This is a genomic window from Acidimicrobiales bacterium (genome assembly GCA_035531755.1).
Taxonomy (GTDB): domain Bacteria; phylum Actinomycetota; class Acidimicrobiia; order Acidimicrobiales; family UBA8190; genus DATKSK01.
This window is the reverse complement of sequence record DATKSK010000045.1, coordinates 1-24,088: the sequence shown is the minus strand read 5'-3', so window position 1 is coordinate 24,088 and position 24,088 is coordinate 1. Positions and strand designations below refer to the sequence as shown.

The following is a 24,088-nucleotide window of genomic DNA, read 5'->3' as shown; positions in this document are numbered from 1 at the left end:
CGTCCCCAGCCCCGGCCCCGACCCCAGCCCCGGCCCCGGCCCCGGCCCCGGCCCCGGCCCCGGCCCCATCGCCATCTCCTGCCCCAGCCCCAGCCCCAGCCCCGGCCCCGGCTCCATCTCCAGTCCCAGCCCCGACCCCAGCCCCGGCCCCGGCCCCAGCCGCGGCCGCCGCACCTGCCCCCGCCGCCGCACCTGCGGCCGTCCCCACGTCAGGATCCGATGGAGCCGGTGCCCGGGACGGCGCCCGCTCCGGCTGGGGGGACCGGGTGTTGTCCCCGGTTGTGCGCCGGCTGCTCGACGACAACGCCATCGAGCCGGCCGAGATCACAGGCACGGGCATCGGCGGACGCATCACGCGAGCCGACGTCCTGGACTTCATCGACGCCCGACGCGCCGGTGGCGCCCCTGCCTCGATGACGGCGCCCGCCGCCCCGGACACTGCTTCCGCCCCAGCCCCGTCAGCCCTCTCCGCCGCGCCGGCAGCCTCCGCGCCGGCAGCCTCCGCGCCGGCAGCCTCCGCCCCGGCAGCCTCCGCGCCGGCAGCCTCCGCCCCGTCAGCCGCCTCCGCCGCGGCAGCCCCCGCCGCGCCGCCCCCGGCTGTGAGCGCCCCCGCGGCATCACCCCGTGCCGGCAGCGACGAGATCATCCCCTTCACGAACATCCGCCGCCGCACGGCGGAGCACATGGTCCGCTCCAAGGCGACGAGCCCGCACACGCTCGTGGTGATCGAAGCGGACTACGAGCCGGTGGAGCGGGTGCGCCGATCCCACGGTCCCCAGTTCCGGGCGGAGGAGGGTTTCTCGCTCACCTACCTACCCTTCGTGGCCCGGGCGACGGTCGAGGCGCTGCACGAGTGGCCGAACCTCAACGCGTCGGTGGGTGACGACGCGCTCATCGTCCACCACGAGGTGAACCTGGGCGTCGCCGTCGACCTCGAGCACAACGGGCTGATCGTTCCCGTCGTGAAGCGGGCCGAGGAGCTCACCCTGCGCGGTGTGGCGCGCCGGATCCACGAGCTCGCCGAGCGCGCCCGCACCAAGAAGCTGAGCGCCGACGACATCCAGGGCGGCACGTTCTCGATGACGAACGCCGGGCCCTTCGGGACCTTCCTGACCTCGCCCATCATCAACCAGCCCCAGGTGGCGATCCTGTCGACCGACGGCGTGAAGCGGCGGCCCGCGGTGGTCACGCAGGCCGACGGCACGGAGGCCATCGCCATCCACTCCCTGGGCCTGCTGTGTCTGTCGTGGGACCACCGCGCCGTCGACGGGGCGTACGCGGCGGCATTCGTGGCGCGGGTGGTCCAGCTGCTCGCCACCCACGACTGGGCCGCCGAGCTCTGACCCGGCCGACGCCGACGCCGAATCCGACGCAGGCAGACGCAGACGACGGTCGACAGGCCACGGACGACAGGCCACGGACGACAGTGGACGAAGGACAGCAGGCGACGACGATGTTCCGGGTACGCGTTCTCGGCCGGGTCCCCTACGAGGAGGCCCATGCACTGCAGCGGGCGCTGCAGGCCCGCAGTGGCGACGACCACCTGCTCGTGCTCGAGCACCCGCACGTGTTCACGCTCGGGGTGCACGCGGAGCGGTCCCACGTCCTCGTCGACCCCGCCGCGGTGGGGGCGGACCTCGTTCCCACCGACCGCGGGGGCGACGTCACCTACCACGGGCCGGGTCAGCTCGTCGCCTATCCGGTCGTCACCGTGCCCATGGCGCCGCGTGCCATTCCCGGCCACGTCCACAGCATCGAGCAGGTGGTGATCGACACCCTCGCCGACCTCGGCGTCCACGGCGGGAGGCTCAAAGGGTTCCCGGGCGTGTGGGTGGACGCCGACGGGCCCGCTCCCCGCAAGATCTGCGCCATCGGCGTGCGCGTCAGCCGGTCGCGCTCCATGCACGGCCTGGCGCTCAACGTCGACCCCGATCTCACGTGGTTCGACCGGATCGTGCCCTGCGGCATCGACGACAAGGCGGTCACGTCGCTGGCGGCCGAAGGGGTGGCCGTGTCGATGCCCGAGGTGGTCGACCTCCTCGTGCAACACGCCGTGCGTCGGTGGGCGCCCGACGGACGCTACGAGCGCCAGGACGTGACCTCGCCGGTGCGTGGCTCCCTGGCCGCGATGGCAGTCACGTCGGATGCGCCCATCGTCACCGTGGCCCCACCGAGCCGGCCCGACGGGAACAGCGCCGGCGCTCACCGGGGGCCGGGCGAACGACTCCGGGTGCGCCTGCGCCAGTCCGGCGTGGACCCCGCCGCGGGCCTGGCCGCCGACACGCGCAAGCCATCGTGGCTCCGGGTCCCGGCCCGCATGGGCACCGAGTTCCTCGACCTTCGCCGGACGGTGCGGGACCTCGACCTGGTGACGGTGTGCGAGGAGGCGGGCTGCCCCAACATCTTCGAGTGCTGGGCCGACGGCACCGCCACCTTCATGATCAACGGCGAGCGTTGCACGAGGGCATGTGGCTTCTGCCTCGTGGACACCCGACGTCCCGGCCCCCTCGACGCCGACGAGCCCGAGCGCGTGGCCGCAGCGGTGGAGCGCCTCGGCCTGGCGCACGCGGTCGTCACCGCGGTGGCACGCGACGACCTCCCCGACGGCGGGGCCGGTGCGTTCGCGGCGACGATCGGCGCCATCCGACGCCGGTGCCCCGACACCGCGGTCGAGGTGCTGATCTCCGACTGCAAGGGCGACCCGGGCTCGCTGGCCACCATCGTCGACGCCCGTCCCGACGTTCTCAACCACAATCTCGAGACCGTGGCCCGGTTGCAGCGCGCCGTGCGACCCTCGGCGGGTTACGCGCGCAGCCTGGCCGTGCTGGCCCGGGCGAAGGACGCCGGGCTCGTCACGAAGTCGGGGCTCATCCTCGGCATGGGCGAACACCAGGACGAGGTCGTGGGAGCGCTGGCCGACCTGCGCGGTGTGGGGGTCGACATCGTCACGGTGGGGCAGTACCTGCGGCCGACGACGGCGCACCTTCCCGTGGCGAGGTGGTGGACGCCCGAGGAGTTCGCCAACCTCCGGGCCGTGGGGGAGGGGATGGGATTCGCCCATGTCGAGGCGTCACCGCTCACCCGGTCGAGCTACCACGCCCGGGGTGCGGCCGCAGCGGCGGCCGGGGCCGGGGCCGTGACGGTGGGCGTGTGACCGGAGCGGCCGTTCGTTCCGGGGACGGCACCGGGTCCGGGGTCGGCACCGGGTCCGGGGCGGCCGCTCGGTCCGTGGTCGGAGCAGGCGGTGGGGACGGCACGGGGGGTGGCACCGGGTCCGTGGTCGGCGACCGCCAGGGCCGGCTCGACCGTGTGCGCGCCCGGATGGGCGAGCTCGGCGTGGACGCGCTGCTGCTGTCGCACGGGGCCGACCTGCCGTGGCTGACGGGATACCGGGCGATGCCGTTGGAGCGGCTCACCCTGCTCGTGCTCCCCTGCGACGGAGAGGCCGTGCTTCTCGTCCCGGCACTCGAGGCACCCCGAGTGCCATCAGCTCCGTCGCTCTTCACGCTGCGCCCATGGTCGGAGTCCGAGGACCCCGTGGCGCTGGCGGCCGCCCTGCTGGCAGCGACGGACGGCGCCACATATGCGGTGTCCGACCGGGCCTGGGCGCAGTCGCTGCTGGCGTTGCAGGCGGCGCTGCCGGGGGCGCGCTGGGCGGCGGCGTCGACGGTGACGTCGCCGTTGCGGGCCGTGAAGGACGCCGGGGAGGTCGCCGCCCTGCAGGCCGCCGCGCACGCGGCCGACCGGGTGGCGGCGCTGCTACAGGCGGGAGAGATCCCGCTCGCCGGCCGCACCGAACTCCAGGTGTCCGAGGAGATCGGCGCGGGGCTCCTCGCCGCCGGGCACCGGCGCGTGAACTTCGCCATCGTGGGCAGCGGCCCCAACGGGGCGAGCCCGCACCACGACGCCGGGGAGCGCGTCATCGGCGAGGGCGACACCGTGGTGTGCGACTTCGGTGGGGAGTACGCCCTCCACGACGACGTCGGCTACTGCTCCGACATCACGCGCACCGTGGCTATCGGCGAGCCGGGTGCCGAGGTGCGCGAGTGCTACGCCGTGCTGCTCGCCGCCCAGCAGGCGGCGGTGGCCGCCGTGCGCCCGGGGGTTACCGCCGAGGAGGTCGACGCGGTGGCGCGCCGCACCATCACCGAAGCGGGTCTGGGCGAGTACTTCATCCACCGCACGGGGCACGGCATCGGCATCGAGGAGCACGAGGACCCGTATCTCGTGGCGGGGAACGCCACGCCCCTGGCCGTGGGCCACGCCTTCTCGATCGAGCCCGGGATCTACCTGCGGGGTCGTTTCGGCATGCGGCTCGAGGACATCGTGGTCGTGGGTGACGATGGGGCCGTGCCCCTCAACACGGTGGACCACGAGATGGCGGTGCTCGGATGAGTACCCCCGCGGTCGGCTCCGTCCACGGGCGCCCGCATGCCGGCCGCCCCGACGAGGGTCCGCTCGCCGATCGGCGGACACCGACGGGGGGCCGGTAGCAGTGGACCTCGGCATCGAGGGCCGGGTGGCGATCGTCACGGCGGGGTCGCGCGGGCTCGGCCGGGCGAGTGCCGAGGCGCTGGCCGCCGAGGGGGTCGACCTGGTGTTGTGCGCCCGGTCCGAGGGACCGCTCCAGGAGGCGGCGCAGGCCGCCCGCGACCTCGGCGTGCACGTGGAGGCGATCGCCGCCGATGTCTCCGACCCGACCACGCCCGAGCGCCTGGTCGCCTCCGCGCTGGAGCGGTTCGCGCGGCTCGACATCGTGGTGGCCAACGCCGGGGGACCACCCTCCGGACGGGCCCTGGACGTCGACGACGACGCCATCCGGGCGGCGGTCGAGGCGAACATGCTCTCGGCGGTGCGCCTGGTGCGGAGCTCGGTGCCCCACATGCGGGCCGGGGGCTGGGGCCGTGTGTGCTGCATCTCGTCGTACTCGATCGTGCAGGCCATCCCGACGTTGGCGCTGTCCAACGCGGCGCGCACCGGGTTGCGGGCGTGGGCCAAGACGGCTGCTGCCGACCTCGCCGCCGAGGGCAGCGGCATCACGGTGAACCTCGTGTGCCCGGGCCCGCACGCCACCGAGCGCATGCGAGAGCTCGGTGGCGGGGGCGCCGTGCCCATGGGCGACCCTGCCGACTTCGGGCGGGTCGTGGCGTTCGTGTGTTCAGCGCCCGCTGCCTTCATGACCGGCGCCGCCATCGTGGTGGACGGCGGCGCCACGCTCGCCCTCTGACGGAGGCCGGCCTGATCCGCGGCGTTCGCCGAGTTGGCCGTGTTGGCCGAGTTGGCCGAGCAGCGCCCCGACGGATGCAGTCCAGCGTCGTGCGGTTCGACGAGACGGCGTGAGCTTCGTTCACGTCGCCGTGTTCGATGGCGCCGACGACCCAATGCCGGCATCGACAGCGTTCGTCGAGCTGCAGCCGGGCATCGGGGACGGGAGCGCCGAGGTCCGGCCTCGATCCGATGCGACGATCGTCGATTCTTACAGGATGCTGGCGCGCTGATCGAGGCGGGCCGGGCGGGCCAGGCGGGCCGGGCGGCCAGGCGGCCAGGGCGGCCAGGGCGGCCAGGGCGGCCAGGGCGGCCAGGCGGGCGGGAGCGCCCCGCTCAGGCCACGAAGTACTTGGCCTGCGGGTGGTGGCAGATGATGGCCACCGTGGTCTGCTCGGGGTGGAGCTGGAACCCCTCGCTCACCTCGACCCCGATGCGCTCGCCGCCCAGGATCTCGACCGCCTTGGCGTTGTCCTCCAGGTTCGGGCACGCCGGGTAGCCCCACGAGTATCGCCCGCCCCGGTACTGCTGGCGGAAGAGCCCCGTGAGGGTGGGCCCGTCCTCGGCCACGAAGCCCCATTCCTCGCGGATGCGGTGGTGCCAGTACTCGGCCAGAGCCTCGGCCATCTCGACACCGAGCCCGTGGAGGTGCAGGTACTCCGTGTAGCGGTCCTCGGCGAACAGGCGCGCCGTCTCCTCCGAAACCGCCGATCCCATGGTGACGAGGTGGAAGGCGGCATAGTCGGGTTCGCCGGACTCGACGCTGCGGAAGAAGTCCGCGATGCACAGCCACGGCTCCTTCTTCTGACGCGGGAAGGCGAACCGCATGAGCTCGCGACTGCGGGACCCGTCGGTCCACAGCACGAGGTCGTCGCCCTCGGCGTTGGCCGCGAAGTACCCCCATGCCACCTGCGGCACGAGAAGATCCTTGGCCTTCGCCTTGTCCAGCTCCTCGCGCAGCATCGCGCTGACTCGCTCCTTGAAATCGGCGTCGCTCTCGACGGCCCCGGTGTCGTCGTCCTTGTCCGGCCGGTAGCCCCACTGGTTGCGGAACAGGGCGGTCTGGTTGACGTACCCCACGATGTCGTCGATGGCGATGCCCTTGGCCACGCGGCTGCCGAGGAAGGGCGGGGTGAACACGGGGTTGTCGGCGGCCACGCCCGGCGCCCGGGGAGGGGCCTCGCCCGCCTCGACCACCTGTTGGCTCTTGCGCGGCGGCAGGTTGCGGCCCCCCAGCACGCGCCCGAAGTCGGGGTCCTCCTCGCCGCTCTTCTTGAGCTCGGCGAGGCGGTCCATGGTGCGCAGGCCCTCGAAGGCGTCCTTCCCGTAGAACAGCTTGCCCTCGTACACCTGGCGCAGGTCGCGCTCGACGTAGGTGCGCGTCAGCGCGGCCCCGCCCAGCAGGACCGGCACGTGCGCCAGGTCCCGGGCGTTCATCTCCTCGAGGTTCTCGCGCATGATGAGCGTCGACTTCACGAGCAGGCCGCTCATGCCGATGGCGTCGGCGGTGTGCTCCTCGACGGCTTGGAGCATCTCGGTGATGCCGACCTTGATGCCGAGGTTCACGACCTCGTAGCCGTTGTTGGTGAGGATGATGTCGACCAGGTTCTTGCCGATGTCGTGCACGTCGCCCTTGACCGTGGCGAGCACGATGGTCCCCTTGCCGCCCTGGTCGGCCTTCTCCATGTGCGGCTCCAGGTACGACACCGCCGCCTTCATGGTCTCGGCCGACTGGAGCACGAAGGGCAGCTGCATCTCGCCCGAGGCGAACAGCTCCCCGACGGTCTTCATCCCGGCCAGGAGGTAGTCGTTGACGATGGTGAGCGGGCCGTGGGCGCCGAGGGCTTCGGCCAAGTCGTCCTCGAGGCCGTTGCGGTCCCCGTCGACGATGCGCTGCTCGAGCCGCCGCTCCACGGGCCAGTCGGTGCGGTCCTCGGCCTCCACCGCGGTGGAGGACACGCCCTCGAATATCGCCAGCAGTTCCTGGAGCGGGTCGTAGCCCTGGTGGCGGCGGTCGTAGATGAGGTCGAGGCAGACCTCCCGGGCCCGCTCGTCGATCTTCGACAGCGGCATGATGCGCGCCGCGTGCACGATGGCGGCGTCGAGGCCGGCCTCCACGAGCTCGTGCAGGAACATCGAATTGAGCACGTGCCGGGCGGCGGGGTTGAGCCCGAACGACACGTTGGACAGCCCGACGATGGTGTACACGCCCGGGAGCTCGGCCTTGATCCGCCTGGTGCCCTCCAGGGTCTCGATGCCGTCGCGGCGGCTCTCCTCCATGCCCGTGGACAGGGGCAGCACCAGGGGGTCGAAGATGAGGTCCGACAGCTCCAGCCCGTAGCGGTTGACGGCGACATCGGCGATGGCGGTGGCGGCGCGTACCTTCCAGTCGGCGGTGCGGGCCTGGCCCTCGGTGTCGATGCACGTGCACACCACGGCCGCGCCGTACTCGCGCGCCAGCGTCAGGAACTTGTCGAGCCGGGTGCCGGGGTCGTCGCCCTCCTCGAGGTTGACGGAGTTGAGGACGGCCCGGCCGCCGATCCACATCAGGGCGGCCTCCACCACGGGCGCCTCGGTCGAGTCGACCATGATGGGCACGCTCGCCTGGGTGGCGAGGCGGCTGGCCACCTCGGTCATGTCCGAGACGCCGTCGGCGCCGGTGTAGTCGACGCACACGTCGAGGATGTGGGCGCCTTCCTTCACCTGGTCGCGCGCCATGGCCACGGTGGTGTCCCACTCGGACGCCAGCATGGCGTCGCGGAATTTCTTCGAGCCGTTGGCGTTGGTCCGCTCGCCGACCACGAGGAACGACGTGTCCTGGTGGAACGACACGTTGCTGTAGATCGACGACGCCCCGGGCTCGTGCTCGGGGGTGCGCGCCGCGGGCACGAGGTCGCGGCAGCGCTCGACGACGGCCCGCAGGTGGTCGGGCGTGGTCCCGCAGCAGCCGCCGATGACGCTCACACCGAGCTCGGTGACGAACCGCTCCAGATGGTCGGCCAGCTGGTCGGGCGTCAGGTCGTAGTGCATCTTGCCGTCCACGACCGAGGGAAGCCCGGCGTTGGGCTGGGCGGCGATCGGCATGCGGGCGTGCTGGGAGAGGTAGCGGACGGCCTCGCCCATCTCGGCCGGCCCGGTGGCGCAGTTGAGGCCGATGACGTCGGGGCGCATGGGGTCGAGCGCGGCGAGCGCGGCGCCGATCTCGGTGCCCGGGAGCATCCGGCCGGTGAGCTCGATCGTCACCTGGACCTGCAGCGGCACGCGCCGGCCGGCGGCCACCATGGCCCGCTTGCACGCGTTCAGGGCCGCCTTGGCCTGGAGGAGGTCGTAGACGGTTTCGACCAGCAGCAGGTCCACCCCGCCGGCCAGGAGTGCGGCCGCCTGTTCCTGGTAGGCGTCGCGCAGGTCGAGGTAGGGGATCTGGGCCAGGGTGGGGAAGCGGGTGCCGGGGCCGAGGTTGCCCGCCACCCATCGGGGCCGGCCGTCGCGGGCGGCCGCCTCGTCGGCGGCCTCGCGGGCGATGCGGGCGGCGGCGAGGTTGATCTCCTCGACGCGGTCCTGCAGGTCGTACTCGGCCAGCACCACCCGGAAGGCGCCGAAGGCGTCGGTCTCGACCACGTCGACGCCGGCGTCGAGAAAGGACCGGTGCACGGCGGCGACGGCGTCGGGGCGGGTGAGGACCAGGGCCTCGTTGCAGCCCTCCAGGGCGGGCCCCCCGAAGTCCTCGGCGGTCAGGTCCTGCAGCTGGAGGCTGGTTCCCATGGCGCCGTCGAAGATGACCACCCGCCGCCGGACGGCCTCGAGGTACGCGGCGCCGCGCTCGTCGAGGGGCATGGCGTCGTGCGCCAGCACGGGAGGAAGTGCCTGGTGGTGGAGGTCCACGGTCGGGTCCACGATCCTGACAGTCTACGGTCCCGCGCCCGCCTGCTCCGGCGTGGCGACCGCCTGTTCAGGCATGGGGCCCGCTGCCTGCTCCGGCGTGGCGACCGCCTGCTCCGGCGTGGCGACCGCTTTGTGGGCCGACCGGGCGCAGGGACGTCGGTCGTCTGGGGTGGCCATGGGGTCGCCGGTAGCATGCGCCCCCGTGGTGAAGATCTACACGCGCGCCGGGGACGACGGGACCACGGGCCTCTTCTACGGCGGCCGCGTCGCCAAGGATTCGCCGGCGGTCGAGGTGAACGGCGCGGTCGACGAGGCGCAGGCGATGCTCGGCCTGGCCCGTGCCGAGGCGGAGCCGGGATCGGAGCTCGACGACATCATTCTCGGCCTGGAGCGGGACCTGTGGGTGCTCATGGCAGAGGTGGCCACGGCGCCGGAGAACCGCAGAAAGCTCAAGCCCGGGGCGTCGTCGGTCACGCCTGAGATGGTGCGGTTGCTCGAGGACCGCATCGACGCCCTCGGGGAGCGCTTCGAGATGCCGAAGGAATTCGTGGTGCCCGGTCAGAACCGCGTGTCGGCGGCCCTGGACGTGGCCCGAACCGTCGTGCGCCGAGCCGAGCGGGCGCTGGTGGCGGCCACCTCTCCCACCGGCTCGCAGGTCGGGCCCTATCTGAACCGGCTGTCGGACCTTCTGTGGACGATGGCGCGCTGGCAGGAAGGAGAGCACGTGGCCATGCGATCGCTGGGGCGCTCCGAGGGCGCATCGTGAGCACGACGGGCCCGACGACCGCGGCAGGCCCGACGGCCGCGGCAGGCCCGACGACCGCGGCAGGCCCGACGACCGCGGCAGGCCCGACGGCCGCGACAGGCCCGACGGCCGCGCCAGGCCCGACGGCCGCGCCAGGCCCGACGGCCGCGCCAGGCCCGACGGCCGCGCCAGGCCCGACGGCCGGGTGCCGCCGATGACGCGATCCGCGCTCCTCTCGGTGGGCTGGGCGGCTGCCGGCGACCCGGCGGCATTGGCCGAGGCAGCCGGGTCCCCGGTGACGGCCGTGGGGGTCCCCGTCGTCGAGACCTCGGACGGCCCCGTCCTGGCCCCGGGTGTCCCCGAGAGCTTCACCGTCGCCGGGGCCGGTGGTCCCGCCGGCTCCACGTCGCACCGCTCGACGTCCACCGCTTCCACCATCGGCACCGCCCTCGACCTGGACCGCGCCGGGCAGCGCGGATTCGCCGGCAAGGTCGGCCAGACGATGAACGTCGTCGGCCCGGACGCCGGTGCGGGGCCCGCTGTCGTGTTCGTCGGGTGTGGGCCCCTCGACGCCGTGAACGCCGACAGCCTGCGCCGGGCGGCAGCGGCGTTCGTGCGGGACGCGGGGGAGTCCGGGGCGGCGGTCATGATCGTCCCGCCCGCATTGGCCGATCCCGCCGGCTCACACACTCGTGCCGCCCAGGCCGCGGCCGAGGGCGCTGTCCTGGCGATGTATCGGTTCGTCTCCCACAAGAGCGAGGCCGACAGCAGCAGGATCGAGCGCCTGGTCGTCGCCGCGGTCGGGCTCCAGGAGGGACAGGTCGCCGAGGGCGTGCGGCGCGGCGCCGCCGTCGCCGACGCGGTGTGCCTGGCGCGCGACCTGGTCAACGAGCCCCCCAGCTCGATGACGCCCACCCGCCTGGCGGAGGCCGCGGTGGAGCACATGGCCGGCCGGCCCGGCCTGACCGTCGAGGTGTGGGACGAGGCCCGCATCGCCGACGAGCGGCTGGGCGGACTCCTGGGCGTGGCCCGCGGCTCGGCCGAGCCGCCGCGCCTGCTTCGCGCCAGCTACGAGCCCGCCGACCCCGTCGAGGTGGACGGGCGGGTCCCGCACGTGGTGCTGGTAGGCAAGGGCATCACCTTCGACTCGGGGGGACTGTCGCTCAAGACCGCCGAGGGCATGGTCACCATGAAGACCGACATGAGCGGGGCGGCGGCTGTCGTGGCAGTTGTGTCGGCGTGCGGGGACGTGGGCGTGCGGGCGCGCGTGACCGCCATTGCGCCGATGACCGAGAACATGCCCGGGGGCCGGGCGATCAAGCCCGGCGACGTTCTCACCACCCGCAGCGGGCGCACCATCGAGGTCCTCAACACCGACGCCGAGGGCCGGCTCGTCCTCGCCGACGGCCTGACCCTCGCCACGGAGTTGGAGCCCGATGCCATCATCGACCTGGCGACACTCACCGGCGCATGCGTCGTGGCGCTCGGGATGTCCATCGCCGGGGTGATCGGCTCCGACGATGGCCTCGTGGACCGGGTGCGCGCCGCTTCCGGGCGCGCCGGTGAGGCGACCTGGCCGCTGCCGCTGTTCGACGACTACCGCTCGCACATCGACTCCGACGTCGCCGACATGAAGAACGTCGGCAAGGGCGGGCAGGCGGGCGCCATCTCGGCCGCCCTGCTTCTCGCCCGGTTCGCGGAGGGGACGCCGTGGGCGCACCTGGACATCGCCGGTCCGGCGCGTTCCGACGAGGACGCCGGCGTGCTCACGAAGGGCGGCACGGGGTTCGGGGTGCGGACGTTGCTCGAGTTGCTCGAGGACTACGGGCACAGCGGCTGACCCATTCGGGCTTGGGGAGTCTGCTCGAGTTGCCCGAGGACCCGGGGAGCGCCGGCCGAGCGATCCGGGGTCCGAACCGGTCGGGGATCGCCGACGCCGGGTCAGGTACCTCGGCCGGGGATCGCCGACCGCGGGTCAGCCGGTACAGGTGGGATGCGCGTTGCGGGCCTCGCGTTCGCCCAGGTCGACCCAGCGCACGTCGGCTAGCGCGGCGACCGCCGCCAGGTGGGCCCGCTCACGCGCACCGAAGCGCCATCCGGGGCGCCCCGTCGCCAGTACGAGGTCCCACGCGGCGAGGTCGACCCATCCGATGTCGCCCGAGCGAGGTCGCACCGGACGATCCGTATCGCCGGCGTCTCCGCCGTGCGCGCTCGTGGCGCGGTCCTCGGTGACGAACGCGGCGAGCCATGGCGCCGCGGGCGGGCGGCCCGCGGAGGCCACCACCAGAAGCTGCTCGACGTCGAGGACGGCGGTCCACTCCGCGTCGAGCTCGGCCGACACACGTGACGCCAGCGCCACGAGGACGGCGTGGGGCGTCCGTTGCTGCAGAAGGGCGACCGCGCTGTGGTAGCCGTCGAGCCGGCGGTCGTGCCCGCGGCCCGACACAGGATGGACCTCTTCCACTGAGACGCCGTCGACCTCCGCCACCTCGCTCAAGAGGAGCTCCAGCCGCTCCACATCGGCGAGGTCCACCACGAACTCGTCGACGGCGCTGCCCTGCCGGCGCTCCACGATCTCGACGGCGACGACGTCGCCGCGCACCGCCCCGATGCGGCTCGCCACCGCCCCGAGCGCGCCGGGACGGTCGGGCAGCTCCAGTCTGAGCAGGAACGTGGCCACGTTCACAGGCTAGGTGTCGAAGGTGAACGCACCGTTTCGGAGATGCGTCGCCAGCGTTAATGGCCAGGCGCGGAGCCAGAACGTCGGACGGGGCCCGCCCCCGGGCTTGGGGTCGAGTGCCCGCCGTCGCCGGAGGTCCCCGGCGCGCCCCCGGGCAGGCCGCCGGGGCCCGCGGGCAGGCTGTCCGGGCCCGCGGGCAGGCTGTCCGGGCGACCGAGGGTGCCATTGGAGCGGATGGCGGCGGCCCACCCGGTGGCCTCGTGCGCCATGGCGGGGTGCACCTGCCACCGGACGAGTTGTGCTTCCACTGCCGCCCCCGCCTCGCCGGACTCCAGGAGCCCGAGCGCAAGCCGTCGAGAACGACGTCGGGCCTCGTCGAGGATCGGAGACCGACGGGCAGCGGTCACCCACCGCACGTGCTCGGTCTGCAGGGAGACCGGCAGGCGCTGGAGGTGCCGCCGGGGGAGCGGCGGGAGCTTTCGCCGCACGGCCAAGGTGGTCGGGCCCTGCTGCCGGGCTGCCTCGAACGTGACGCAGCGGACGAGTGCCCGGCGGAAGGGTGCGTGGCGCCCCGAGCGTCCCCCGAGCCCCAGGGCGCGGGCGGTGTCGTCGAGGTCCATGTCGAACCCGGCGGGGTCGTCGTCGAAGCGGGCGGCGAGCCGGCGGAGCAACCACGTGCTCGTCGGACCCAGGACGCCGAGCCAGAAGGTCTCCACGTAGAGCGAGCGCGGGTCGTAGCCCAGTCGGTCGATGACGGGGTCGGGCCACGCCACGACCCGGATCGTCTCCAGCGCTACACCCTTCTCCGGGTCTTCGCGTTCGGGACTGCCACCGTCGCCGCGGTCGTCGTCCGCCGCCTTGCCGCCGCCACCAGGATCGCCGCCACCAGCATCGCCGCCGCCAGATCTGCCGCCGCCGCCGGACCCGCCGCCAGATCTGCCACCGCCACCGGACCCGCCACCGCCGGACCTGCCACCGCCGCCCGACGTGCTGCCACCGGCAGCGGGTGACCACGGTCGAGTTCCGGGTCGGGGAAAGGGCACGGGCCCCAGGTCGGGGGCGTGGACGGGACGCAGCACGACGGACATGGCTTCTCCAGCTGGATGGGCGGCCGGTCGACCGGGGTTGGCGCCCTGGCCGACATGACGCCACCACCGTCGCGCCCCGACCTTGCTGTCGACCTCGCGTCCAGCTTGCCGCCGACCTGTCGGTGTGTGAACGAAGGTCCGTTTCGTCGTCGGCGGCCCAGTCGTCGGCGGCCCTTCGGTCAGCGCGCCCCGGCCGCTTGCGCGGCGGCCCACGTGTAGGTGTAGGCGGGGCTCCCGGTCACCAGCGCGATCAGCTCTGCGTCGCTCGACCACGGGCTGTCGCCCGCCACCGTGGCTTCGGCCGCCCCCATGACGAGCACACCGCCCGAAGAGGAGACCTGGGCCGTCGTGAACCCGAGAATGTTGTCTCGGTGTCCCCAGCACCAGCGCGTGCTGCCGCTGCTGCACGCCAGGTTCCCGGACCCGGGCCCGTCCTCGTACATCCACATGTAGGTCGAGCCCAACGGCCCCGCGGCCTCGGCCCAGTTGGACACCCACCGCAGTATGCCCGAACCGGGCGGGACGGCCGCGGGCGTGGGATCGGCGTTCGTGGCGGCCGCGGCCTGCGCGTCCTGGTCGAGTGCCTGCACCATGCCCACGATGGGCGGGAGGCCGCGGTCCACCCGCTCGATGTCGGCGAGCACGAACAATTGCTCTCCCGGTGAGAGTCCGGCGTAGTTCGAGGGCAAGCTCATCGGGCCGAGGCCCTCGCCGGCCCGGGCGGACGCCATGGCCTGGGCCGCGGCCGCGATGCAGGGGGCGGAATCGGAGCCGTCCTGCACGCAGACACCGGCGAAGGCGGGGGACGCGGCGATGTCCGCCGCCGGGTTGGCGGGCGGGAGGATCGGTCGCGCCGCGGCCACGGGCGGCGCCGGTGGCGGGGCGGGACCGGGCTTCGGCGCGGGCGCCGAGGTCGTGACGGGGAGCGACGGGGAGCGAGGCGGCGGAGCGGTCGTGGTGGTCGACGTGGTGGTGGGCGGGGTCCTCACCTGCGGGTGGAAGAAGCCGACGGCCACCGGTTCGGCTCCGGGCGAACGTGTGGACGGGGACGTGGACGGTGGCCGCGACGGCGATGCCGCCGGTGCCGGCGCGGGCCCCAGCACGGTGAGGGTCACCAGGACGAGCGCCAGGGTCGTGACGCCCGCCACCAGGAGCGACGTCCGGGCGACGGGCACCCGGGCGAGCCCGGCGCGGCGCGCAGGGTTCGGCGTGGGCACCAACTGGTTGTCGACATTCCGGTCCTCGCCCTTGACGCCACTTCTGGGTGGCCGTGCCGAGATCGCCCTCCCGGGCACGACCGGCCGCGTCACGGGCCGATGGGATGGCCCCCGTGCACCACCAGGGTGTGCGATGGTGTCGCCCCCTGTTGTCGGCAGGTCGACGTCCCCGTCGAGGTGGCCGTCCCGACAACGGCCGAGGTGGCCGTCCCGACAACGGCCGAGGTGATGGCCCGTGACAAGGGCCGCGGCGACGGTGAGGAGAACGCCCGCGGTGGCCGTCGTGATCGCCGGTGGCGGTACCGGTGGACGCGCCGGTCGAGGGCGTGCCGACGCGTTCGCGCGCCGTCAGCGAGGGTCCGTCGCGCCGTGTATGCGGTCGGTGGCGTGGTTCCGAGTAGCCCACCGGGCACGCCTAGGATTGGTTGTGGTCGTGCCGGGACCGTCGAGCATCCGGGCACCACGATTCTTCCTGTCGGCACGCGGGTATCGCGAGTCGCGTGTCGGGCCCGGACACGCACGGAACGCCCGGCGGTCGAGGCATGCTGGGTGTGATCCGCGGATCGGAGCGGCGAGTTGATCGAGGACGTCAGAGGCGACCCGGACGAGCCGAAGCGGCCCGCGGCTCCCCGCAAGCGCGGCCTCGGACGAGGCCTGGGCGCGATCCTCTCGACCCCCGGCCACGGCGACGAGCCCGACGGCGACGAGCACCAGGCCCGACACGACCCGCTCACCGGCCTGCCCAACCGGTTGCTCCTGGACCAGCGGCTCGAGCACGCACTGGCCACGTGCCGGCAGGACGATGCCGCCCTCGCCGTGCTCGTCGTGGCCCTCGACGGCTTCAGCAAGGTCAACGAACTGTTCGGCCACCGCGTGGGAGACGACCTCCTCCACGACGTCGCCGAGCGGATGTCCGCCGCCCGCCGCCGCTCGGACACGGTGGCGCGGTTTGCCGGAGACGAGTTCGTCGTCGTCTGCCCTTACGTGGGGTCCGCTGAGCTCGCGTGCCAGATGGCGGAGCGCATCCTCGAGGACGTGAGCCTTCCGACCTCGGTCGACGGGGTCGAGCACCACCTGACCGCCAGCATCGGTGTCGTCGTGACCACCCCCGGGGAGGTCGCCGAGGACACGGAGATGCTCGAGACGATCCTCGGTGACGCCGTGCTGGCGATGCGGCACGCCAAGGACGATGGCGGGGCGTCCTGGCGGCTCTTCGATCCCTCCATGCGGGCGCACGCCGCCGACCGCTACCAGTACCGCCAGGACCTGCGGGCCGCCATGGAGAACGGCGAGCTGGTGCTGGAGTACGAGCAGATCGTCGACCTGGAGTCCTGTACCGCGATCGGTCAGAGCGCCCGCCTGGGATGGCAGCATTCGGCCATCGACCGGCCCGAGGCGCTGCTCGACGTGGTCGACGACGCCGGCCTGGCGATCCCGGTGGGGCGCTGGGTCCTCGACGAAGCGCTGTCGGTCCTCGCGGCCCGGCGGGCGACGTCGAACCTGCCGGCCGACTTCCGGGTCTGGGTCAAGGTGTCCCCGTCGTTCGTGGCCGACACCGCGCTCGTCGAGTCCGTCGACGAGCTGACGGCCAAGCACCGGATCCCCCCGTCCATGATCGGCCTCGACATCGGGGAGCCTTCGGCGACGGCACTTCCCACCGCCGAGCCCGCGTTGGAGGCGCTGGCAGGTCGCGGGATCGGGCTCATGCTCGACGGCTTCGGTTCGACGCCCTCGAACCTGGCGCTGCTCCAACGGCTGCCGATCTCCGGGTTGAAGCTCTCGCCCGAGGTGGTGGCCGGCCTCGACGATCTCGACGACGATGCGCAGGACGGGGACTGGGCATCCGAGGTGCCGGACCCGGACGGGCCCGACGCACCGGACGGCGCTGCCCTGGTGCGCGGGCTCGTCGGGTTGGGGCGCGCGCTCGGTCTCACCGTCGTGGCGCAGGGAGTCACGTCGGAGTTCCAGGTGGCGACGCTGCGCTCCCTCGGGTGCGGGTTCGCGCAGGGCCCCTTCCTCGGGAACGGGCCGGACTTCGAGCCGCGGCGTGCGGCGCCCGTGGTCACCGTGGAGCCGGTTCCCGATGCCAGGCTCGAGCGGGCCGCCGACGCCGCCCCCGGACCGGTCCCTGAGGCCACGCACGAGCTCACCCTCCTACGGGAGCCCGGCGTCCGCACCGACCACGTTCCCGTTCCCGTTCCCGAAGCCACGCTCGCACCCACGCCCGAGCCCTCGCACGAACCGGCATCCGAGCCCTCGCACGAACCGGCATCCGAGCCCTCGCACGAACCGGCATCCGAGCCCTCGCACGAACCGGCATCCGAGCCCTTGTGGGCCACGGGCCCCGATGCTCGGCCAGTCTCGCTCGCTCCCGACGACCGCATCGCCCCCGACGACCCCGACGCAACGAGAGCGCCGGACCGAGCTGCGGCACAGGACGCACGCGAAGCACCGGGCACATCGGATGCACCGGGCACGCCGGGGGGCCGGGGCACGCCGGACGAGCTCTGCGCCCAGGACGTCCCGGACGTCCCGGACGTCCCGGAGGTCCCGGATGCACAGGGCACACCGGATGTACCGGGCACGACCCCGCCCGCCGTGAGCAGGCACCCTTCGGGGCTCGCAGGCTCCCGTGGCCCCGGAGGGTCGAGGGACACGGACGTGCGGCGTTCGCCGTTCGGGCGCTGATCCTGGTAGCGACCCACGCGGGTCGCCCCTCCGCACTGGTCCTGGTAGCGGCCCACGCGGGTCGCCCCTCCGCACTGGGCCAGAGTGTGGGGTGCTCGATGTTCACTTCGTCTACCTCGGGGCGGCGATCGGAATCTCCGGCTCGGCGTTGTACGCGGTCGACACCGTCCGCGGGCGGGTGCAGCCCAACCGGGTCACGTGGCTGCTGTGGGCCATCGCCCCGCTTCTGGCGTTCGCCGTCGAGGTGGACAAGGGGGTCGGGCTGCGGTCCCTCATGACGTTCATCGTGGGATTCGGTCCGCTCGTGGTCTTCGGGGCGTCGTTCGTGAACCCGTCGTCGGTCTGGAAGCTCGGCTCGCTCGACTACGCGTGCGGGCTCCTGTCCGTCGGCGGGACCATCGGATGGCTGGTCACGCGCCAGGGCATGGTGGCGCTGGTCGCCGCCATCGCCGCCGACGCGCTGGCGGCGGTTCCGACGGTGGTCAAGTCGTGGCGCATGCCGCAGTCGGAGAGCCCCGCCGTGTACGTCGGTGCCTTCGCCAACGCCGCCATCACCCTGCTGACCGTCAACCAGGTGTCGACCGCTGTGGTCGCGTTCCCGGTGTACATCGTGGCGATCGCGTTCCTGGAGATCGTGCTGGTCGCCGGGCGCTTGGGGCCACGGGTGCGCGGCGTCGCCGTGCGCCCCTCGTAGGAATCCGATTCGGCCCGGTCGACTACACGTCGACGAGTGAGGTCTCGTCGGTCCCCGAGGACCGCAGCATCCGGCCCAACCCGAGAAGCGTCACCAGCCAGATCGTGAGGTCCAGTATCTCGGCGTCGGCGTCGGCGTCGGCGTCGGCGTCGGTGACGTGCTCGGCCGACCGGCCGAAGAGGCGTCGTCGACGCCGGGGTGGCCGGAGGTTCAAGACCACGACAGCGGCGCCTCCGTCGCCAGGTGGGATGGCGATGCGGGCCAGGGACGTCAACCTGAAGAGCGGTCCGCGCCGGCGCTCACCAGCGACCCCGGTGGATGACCTCGGACGGGCGGCGGCGACCGCGCGCTGCGGACATCGACGGAGGGTCGTCGCCGCCGGCCTCGCCGACGAGCACCGCGCCGAGGTAGCGGCGGTCGTCGGGCACGCCCAGAGCGGCGCGCAGGTCCTCCTCCCCACGGAAATTCCCCAGGAAGCACGCTCCCAGACCGGCATCGGTGGCGGCGAGCAGCACGAGCAGGGCGGCGAAGCCCCCGTCGACGAACCAGTAGGGGACCGGCCAAGCCGCTCCCCCCGCCCACGACGACCCCGAGACCGGCACGCCGTCCGAGACCGGCACCGGCCCCCCGATCGGCACCCCGCGCTCTTGCCCGAGGCCGCTGGCGGCCTTGTCCGCCTCGCGGTAGCGCGCCAGGTAGGCCGCTTCGTCGACGAAGAGCGCCACCACGACGGGTGCCCGGGACAGCCCCGGCCACCGCCGGGAGCGGGCGCGCCAGCCCTCGGTGGTGGTCGCCTCCCAGAACACGGCCGTCTCCGCGGGCCCGGCGAGGACGATGACGTCCCATCCATGGGTGTTGCCGGCCGAAGGCGCCGAGCAGGCGACCTCGAGAATGTGGTCGAGCACGCCGGGGGGCACCGGTCGTCCCGAGAAGCTGCGCACCATCCGCCGCCGGCGGGTGACGTCGGACAGCTCCATGGCCGAGAAACTAGAGGCCGAGGTGGGCCTGGTGCGCGCCCCGCCCCCGCCCCGCCCGTGCCGGGCCCCCGGCCCCGCCCCGCCCCGCCCCGCCATACGGGCGCTGCCGGGCGGCGTTCCGCGAGCCGCCGGCCCGGTGGACGACGGGAATGTTGACCCCACTGGTAGGGTTTAGGGACGAGCGGCCACCGCCGAGCCGCTGGGACCGTCGGAACAGAGACCGCGGGAGCCCGACAAGGAAGGTCGTGATCAGGTGGCGAGTGCCCGAGAGCTGTTGAAGCAGGCCAAGTCGGCCATCCGCGAGGTGCAGGGCGACGACGTCGAGCCGCGCCTCGGCGACGTCCTGCTGCTCGACGTGCGCGAGGCCGACGAGTACGAGCAGGGCGCCATCCCCGGGGCCGTCCACCTGCCCCGTGGCCACCTCGAGATGCAGGTCGAGGGCCGCCTCCCCGACAAGGCCGCCCCCATCGTCGTCTACTGCGCGGCCGGGGTCCGCTCCGCCTTCGCGGCCAAGACCATGACCGACCTCGGGTACGCCGACGTGGTGTCGCTCGCCGGCGGGTTCAACCGCTGGAAGGACGAGGGCCGGCCCTGGAAGACCCCTCGGACCCTCACCCCCGAGCAGCGCAACCGCTACCAGCGGCACCTGCTCGTGAACGAGGTGGGGGAGGAGGGCCAGCTGAAGCTGCTCGACTCCAAGGTCCTGCTCCTCGGGGCGGGCGGCCTGGGCTCGCCGGCCGCGCTGTACCTGGCGGCCGCCGGCGTCGGGACCATCGGGATCATCGACATGGACGTCGTCGACGTCTCCAACCTGCAGCGCCAGATCCTGCACTCCATGGACCGCGTGGGGGAGCGCAAGGTCGACTCGGCCAAGAAGACGCTCACCGCGCTCAACCCCGACGTCAACGTGGTCACCTACGACGTGCGGCTCGGCGCCGACAACATCATGGACATCATCGACGGCTACGACCTGATCGTCGACGGCACCGACAACTTCCCGACCCGGTACCTGGTGAACGACGCGTCGCTGCTGAAGCGGATCCCCGTGGTGCACGGCTCGATCTTCCGCTTCGAGGGCCAGGTCACGGTGTTCGACCCGTACGTGGGCCCCTGCTACCGGTGCATGATCCCCGAGCCGCCGCCCTCCGAGCTGGCGCCGTCGTGCGCCGAGGCCGGCGTGCTCGGCGTGCTGCCCGGCATCGTGGGGTCGATCCAGGCCGTCGAGGCCATCAAGCTGCTGCTCGGCATCGGCGACCCGCTCACCGGGCGCCTGCTGGCCTACGACGCCCTCGAGGAGTCGTTCCGGACCTTCAAGGTCCGGCGCGACCCGGAGTGCCCGGCCTGTGGCGAGAACGCCGCGCCGATCGTCATCGCCGAGTACGACGACCTGTGCATGCCGCACGCCCTGGCCCCGTCCCCGGCCTGACCCTCCCGCCGGCCCCGAGGGCACCGGTCGGCACACCGGCTGATCCGGCCCGACCTCGACGGGCCGCCCGCCGCTGATCGGGCCGGGCGGGGCGAAGTGGTCGGAAGCCGCGCCTTGTCCGTAACCTGGGACATGTGAGCCCCAAGGACGACGGCCGCGACGGGGACGTGCGGCGCACCGACTCCGGCATCGAGGTCCGGCCCCTGTACACGCCGGCCGACCTCGAGGGCTGGGACCCGTCGGCCAAGCTGGGGGAGCCCGGCACCGACCCGTACACGCGGGGCATCTACCCGTCGATGTACCGCGGGCGGCTGTGGACCATGCGGCAGTACGCCGGGTTCGGCACGGCCGAGGACACCAACGAGCGGTTCAAGTTCCTGCTGGGGGCGGGGCAGACGGGGCTGTCGTGCGCCTTCGACCTGCCCACGCAGATGGGGCTCGACTCCGACCACCCCCGGGCCGAGGGCGAGGTGGGCAAGGTGGGGGTCGCCATCGACTCCCTGGCCGACATGCGGCTGCTGCTGGCCGGCCTCCCGCTCGACAAGGTCACGACGTCGATGACGATCAACGCCACCGCGGCGATCCTGCTGCTCTTCTACGAGTTGGTGGCGGCCGAGCAGGGCGTGGCGCCGGACGCGCTGGGCGGGACCATCCAGAACGACATCCTGAAGGAGTACGTGGCCCGGGGCACCTACGTGTACCCGCCGCGCCAGTCGATGCGCCTGGTCACCGACACCTTCGCCTACTGCGCCGAGCGCCTGCCCAGCTGGAACAGCATCTCGATCTCGGGCTACCACATCCGCGAGGCCGGGTCGACGGCGGTGCAGGAGATCGCCTTCACCCTGGCCGACGGCATCGCCTACGTGGAAGCCGCGCTGGCAGCCGGCCTCGAGGTCGACGCCTTCGCGCCGCGCCTGTCGTTCTTCTGGAACGCGCACAACAACCTTTTCGAGGAGGTGGCGAAGTTCCGGGCGGCCCGGCGCATGTGGGCCAGGATCATGACCGAGCGCTTCGGCGCCAAGGACGAGCGGTCCAAGCTGCTGCGATTCCACACCCAGACCGGGGGCTCGACCCTCACCGCGCAGCAGCCCGAGAACAACATCGTGCGCGTCACGGTCCAGGCCCTGTCCGCCGTGCTCGGGGGGACGCAGTCGCTGCACACGAACGGCTACGACGAGGCCCTGGGGCTGCCCACCACCAAGGCCGCCACCACCGCCCTGCGCACGCAGCAGGTGATCGGCTACGAGTCCGGGGTCGTCGACACGCCCGACCCGTTGGCGGGGTCGTACTTCGTGGAGTCGCTCACCGACGAGGTCGAGGCCGCCGCGTGGGAGTACCTCGAGCGCATCGACGCCATGGGGGGCGCGGTGGCGGCCATCGAGGCCCGCTTCATGCAGGAGGAGATCGAGGTCGCCGCCTACGCCTACGCCAAGGCGGTCGACGACGGCGAGAAGACCGTGGTGGGCGTGAACCGCTTCACCGACGAGCAGCCCGGGTCCACCGAGGTGTTCCCCATCGACCCCGCCCTGCAGCGCTCGCAGATCGCCCGCACGCAGAAGGTGCGCGCCGAGCGCGACCAGGCGGCCGTCGACGCTGCCCTGGCCGACGTGGAGGCCGCGGCCCGGGGCACCCAGAACCTCCTCGTCCCCATGCGCGAGGCGCTGCACCGCATGGCGACGCTCGGCGAGGTGTCCGACGTCCTGCGCGGCGTCTTCGGCGTCTACCAGCCCGGGGGCTGAGCGCCGCACCTCCGCAGGGCCCTCCGATGGGGACCCCGCCCGCCACGCCACGTCGGTGAGGGTGCCCACGTCGGTGGTGACCACCGGCGGCAACGTCACTTCACGATGACCGTGGCGTACGTCGAGTGCTCGACGTTGCCCTGCTGCACTTCGTCCCCCTGCTGGTAGGGCGAGCCCCATGCCCACGTGAGATCGAGGAGCCCACGCTCTGTCGGCCCGGGCGCTTCCATCCTGAGCTCAAGAGCGTCTCCGGGTTCGAGGACGCCGGGCGCTGCTGCGCAGTTCACGAGGTACGAGAGCTGTTCGTACAAGAGCTCGGACCCGGCTACCACGGTCTCGGTGAACGAGGGGCATGGCGACAGCGACACGGCTTGTGGCGAGGTGTTGCGGAGCAACACACCGAAGGAGACGGCGCTGCCTGCGGGGATGCTGCTCGGGCCGTCGATGCGCGGCTGCAGTGCGAAGGCGGGGGCCGCCGGAGGGGGAGGACCCAACGGTGGTGGTTGCTCGAACGGGCTCACCGAGATCAGGCACAGCACGTCCTCGGCCGCTACGACGTCCAGGGTCCCGCCGCCGGGAAGGCCGATCGAGACGCGGTCCGACGACAGGTGCGGGTAGACCCCTGACTGGGCATAGCGCTGCGGGCAGTCGCGCTCGGTCTCGAGGGTGAGGGACACGGTCATCCCCGGAGCGACGACGACGGGGAGCACGGGCCCCCGGGCGAACCAGCCCTGTCCGTCCGAAGCGACGACGGGCGTGCCGCCGGGCACATTCGCAACGACGTGCGGGTACCCCTCCAGCCGGCAGGGCGTCGAGGACACGTCGGTGAGGTCTACGTACAACGCCGAATGTCCCCCGGCCCCGTTTCCGCCGGCGTCGCGCGCCGTGAAGTCCATGGCCGAACACGTTCGTGTCGCTGAAAGGTCGCCGACGAGTATCGGAGCGAACGGGACGTCGAAAACAGCTCCGGCCGGCACGGCGGTCGTCGTGGTGTCGTCCAGGGTCGGGGAGAGGTTCCCCGCCGAGGCGGCGGGCTCGGCGCTGGCGCCGGGGCGGTTGGTCCGGCCCAGGGAGGAGCTCCCGGCAGGCGTGGCCTCGGTTGTCGAGGGCCGCCGCGCCACGATGCTCCCGACCGGAGCGGTAACCACGCTGGAGACGCTCGCCGCCAGGGTGAGCAGGCCGAGCACGCCGATTGCGGCCAATGACGTGACCTGCCCGGGTACCCGCCGCATCCACGACCCCCGATCGCTGCCGCTTGTGGAAATGCGTAGCACGGCCGGTTGCCCGGTGGGGGAGAGCAGACCAGCCGGCGGGCGGCAACGTTGCTCAGCCGGTGGCGTTGCTCAGCCGGCGGCGGGGTTGCTCGGCCGCGGCCCCCGGATCAGCCGGCGCGGGCCAGCAGGTGCTCGCGCAGGGCGGGATCCGTGGCGGCGTCGATGGCGGTCCACGCCATGCCGATCGCACCGTCGGTCACCGCCTGTTCCGCGGACGGGCCCACACACGCCGCCGCGAATTCGGCCTGGTGGTTGACGGCCCCGTGGGCGTCGATGCCGATCATCGGGTGGATCGACGGCACGGCCAGCGAGACGTTCGCCATGTCCGTCGAGATGGTGGGCGGCGGCGTTCCCGCGTCGTCGCCGGCGTACCGGCGCCCGAGCTCCTCGGCGTTTCGCCGCCAGGCGGCCAG

Annotated in this window: 19 protein-coding genes; 11 read left to right on the top strand and 8 right to left on the bottom strand. The window is 73.1% G+C overall.

Features of this window, described 5'->3' with window-relative positions:
• Positions 1-599 precede the first annotated feature (599 nt).
• From VMV22_09620 to VMV22_09600, 5 genes are all read left to right on the top strand, one after another.
• Positions 600-1,343, top strand: coding sequence for a 2-oxo acid dehydrogenase subunit E2 (locus tag VMV22_09620; GenBank protein ID HUY22588.1), 744 nt, complete (start codon positions 600-602; stop codon positions 1,341-1,343).
• Positions 1,344-1,453: 110 nt separating this feature from the next.
• Entirely contained in the window at positions 1,454-3,154 is a 1,701-nt protein-coding gene (lipA, locus tag VMV22_09615) for a lipoyl synthase (protein ID HUY22587.1), read from the top strand.
• Between the two features lie 122 nt (positions 3,155-3,276).
• Complete coding sequence (locus VMV22_09610; GenBank protein ID HUY22586.1) at positions 3,277-4,395, top strand: Xaa-Pro peptidase family protein; 1,119 nt, start codon at positions 3,277-3,279, stop codon at positions 4,393-4,395.
• 100 nt (positions 4,396-4,495) lie between these two features.
• Positions 4,496-5,227: an SDR family oxidoreductase gene (locus VMV22_09605; protein ID HUY22585.1), complete on the top strand. Its 732-nt coding sequence runs from the start codon at positions 4,496-4,498 to the stop codon at positions 5,225-5,227.
• A gap of 109 nt (positions 5,228-5,336) precedes the next feature.
• A complete protein-coding gene (locus tag VMV22_09600; GenBank protein HUY22584.1) occupies positions 5,337-5,498 on the top strand; it encodes a hypothetical protein in 162 nt (53 codons plus the stop codon).
• 103 nt (positions 5,499-5,601) lie between these two features.
• Here the strand turns inward: VMV22_09600 and metH are convergent, their stop codons facing one another.
• Positions 5,602-9,159, bottom strand: coding sequence for a methionine synthase (gene metH / locus VMV22_09595; protein ID HUY22583.1), 3,558 nt, complete (start codon positions 9,157-9,159; stop codon positions 5,602-5,604).
• Positions 9,160-9,349: 190 nt separating this feature from the next.
• Between metH and VMV22_09590 the strand changes: the two genes are divergently transcribed.
• Both VMV22_09590 and VMV22_09585 read left to right on the top strand, forming a co-directional pair.
• The gene (locus VMV22_09590) at positions 9,350-9,913 is read left to right on the top strand and encodes a cob(I)yrinic acid a,c-diamide adenosyltransferase (GenBank protein HUY22582.1); all 564 of its coding nucleotides are present in this window, start codon (positions 9,350-9,352) and stop codon (positions 9,911-9,913) included.
• 193 nt (positions 9,914-10,106) lie between these two features.
• Entirely contained in the window at positions 10,107-11,732 is a 1,626-nt protein-coding gene (locus tag VMV22_09585) for a leucyl aminopeptidase (protein ID HUY22581.1), read from the top strand.
• A 135-nt stretch (positions 11,733-11,867) separates the two neighbouring features.
• On the opposite strand, the gene VMV22_09580 is transcribed toward VMV22_09585, so the two are convergent.
• From VMV22_09580 to VMV22_09570, 3 genes are all read right to left on the bottom strand, one after another.
• Positions 11,868-12,572 carry an ACT domain-containing protein gene (locus VMV22_09580; protein HUY22580.1) on the bottom strand — a complete coding sequence of 235 codons (705 nt, stop codon included), beginning with the start codon at positions 12,570-12,572 and terminating at the stop codon, positions 11,868-11,870.
• 56 nt (positions 12,573-12,628) lie between these two features.
• Complete coding sequence (locus VMV22_09575) at positions 12,629-13,345, bottom strand: hypothetical protein (GenBank protein ID HUY22579.1); 717 nt, start codon at positions 13,343-13,345, stop codon at positions 12,629-12,631.
• 494 nt (positions 13,346-13,839) lie between these two features.
• Positions 13,840-14,970 carry a hypothetical protein gene (locus tag VMV22_09570; protein HUY22578.1) on the bottom strand — a complete coding sequence of 377 codons (1,131 nt, stop codon included), beginning with the start codon at positions 14,968-14,970 and terminating at the stop codon, positions 13,840-13,842.
• Positions 14,971-15,453: 483 nt separating this feature from the next.
• On the opposite strand from VMV22_09570, the gene VMV22_09565 reads away from it, so the two are divergent.
• Positions 15,454-17,565 (top strand): diguanylate cyclase, encoded by a 2,112-nt coding sequence (locus VMV22_09565; protein ID HUY22577.1) that lies wholly within the window; start codon positions 15,454-15,456, stop codon positions 17,563-17,565.
• Positions 17,566-17,656: 91 nt separating this feature from the next.
• Positions 17,657-18,259 carry a hypothetical protein gene (locus VMV22_09560; GenBank protein ID HUY22576.1) on the top strand — a complete coding sequence of 201 codons (603 nt, stop codon included), beginning with the start codon at positions 17,657-17,659 and terminating at the stop codon, positions 18,257-18,259.
• A gap of 22 nt (positions 18,260-18,281) precedes the next feature.
• Here VMV22_09560 and VMV22_09555 read toward each other — a convergent pair whose 3' ends face one another.
• Entirely contained in the window at positions 18,282-18,479 is a 198-nt protein-coding gene (locus VMV22_09555; protein ID HUY22575.1) for a hypothetical protein, read from the bottom strand.
• A 79-nt stretch (positions 18,480-18,558) separates the two neighbouring features.
• A complete protein-coding gene (locus VMV22_09550; GenBank protein ID HUY22574.1) occupies positions 18,559-19,236 on the bottom strand; it encodes a nitroreductase family protein in 678 nt (225 codons plus the stop codon).
• A 253-nt stretch (positions 19,237-19,489) separates the two neighbouring features.
• Here VMV22_09550 and moeB point away from each other — a divergent pair, with 253 nt between their 5' ends.
• Together moeB and VMV22_09540 are read left to right on the top strand one after the other, a co-directional pair.
• The gene (gene moeB / locus VMV22_09545) at positions 19,490-20,662 is read left to right on the top strand and encodes a molybdopterin-synthase adenylyltransferase MoeB (GenBank protein ID HUY22573.1); all 1,173 of its coding nucleotides are present in this window, start codon (positions 19,490-19,492) and stop codon (positions 20,660-20,662) included.
• 134 nt (positions 20,663-20,796) lie between these two features.
• Complete coding sequence (locus tag VMV22_09540; protein ID HUY22572.1) at positions 20,797-22,401, top strand: methylmalonyl-CoA mutase family protein; 1,605 nt, start codon at positions 20,797-20,799, stop codon at positions 22,399-22,401.
• 95 nt (positions 22,402-22,496) lie between these two features.
• Here VMV22_09540 and VMV22_09535 read toward each other — a convergent pair whose 3' ends face one another.
• A complete protein-coding gene (locus VMV22_09535) occupies positions 22,497-23,633 on the bottom strand; it encodes a DUF4232 domain-containing protein (GenBank protein ID HUY22571.1) in 1,137 nt (378 codons plus the stop codon).
• 149 nt (positions 23,634-23,782) lie between these two features.
• Positions 23,783-24,088: hypothetical protein (locus VMV22_09530; GenBank protein ID HUY22570.1), on the bottom strand; the 306-nt coding region annotated here is incomplete at its 5' end.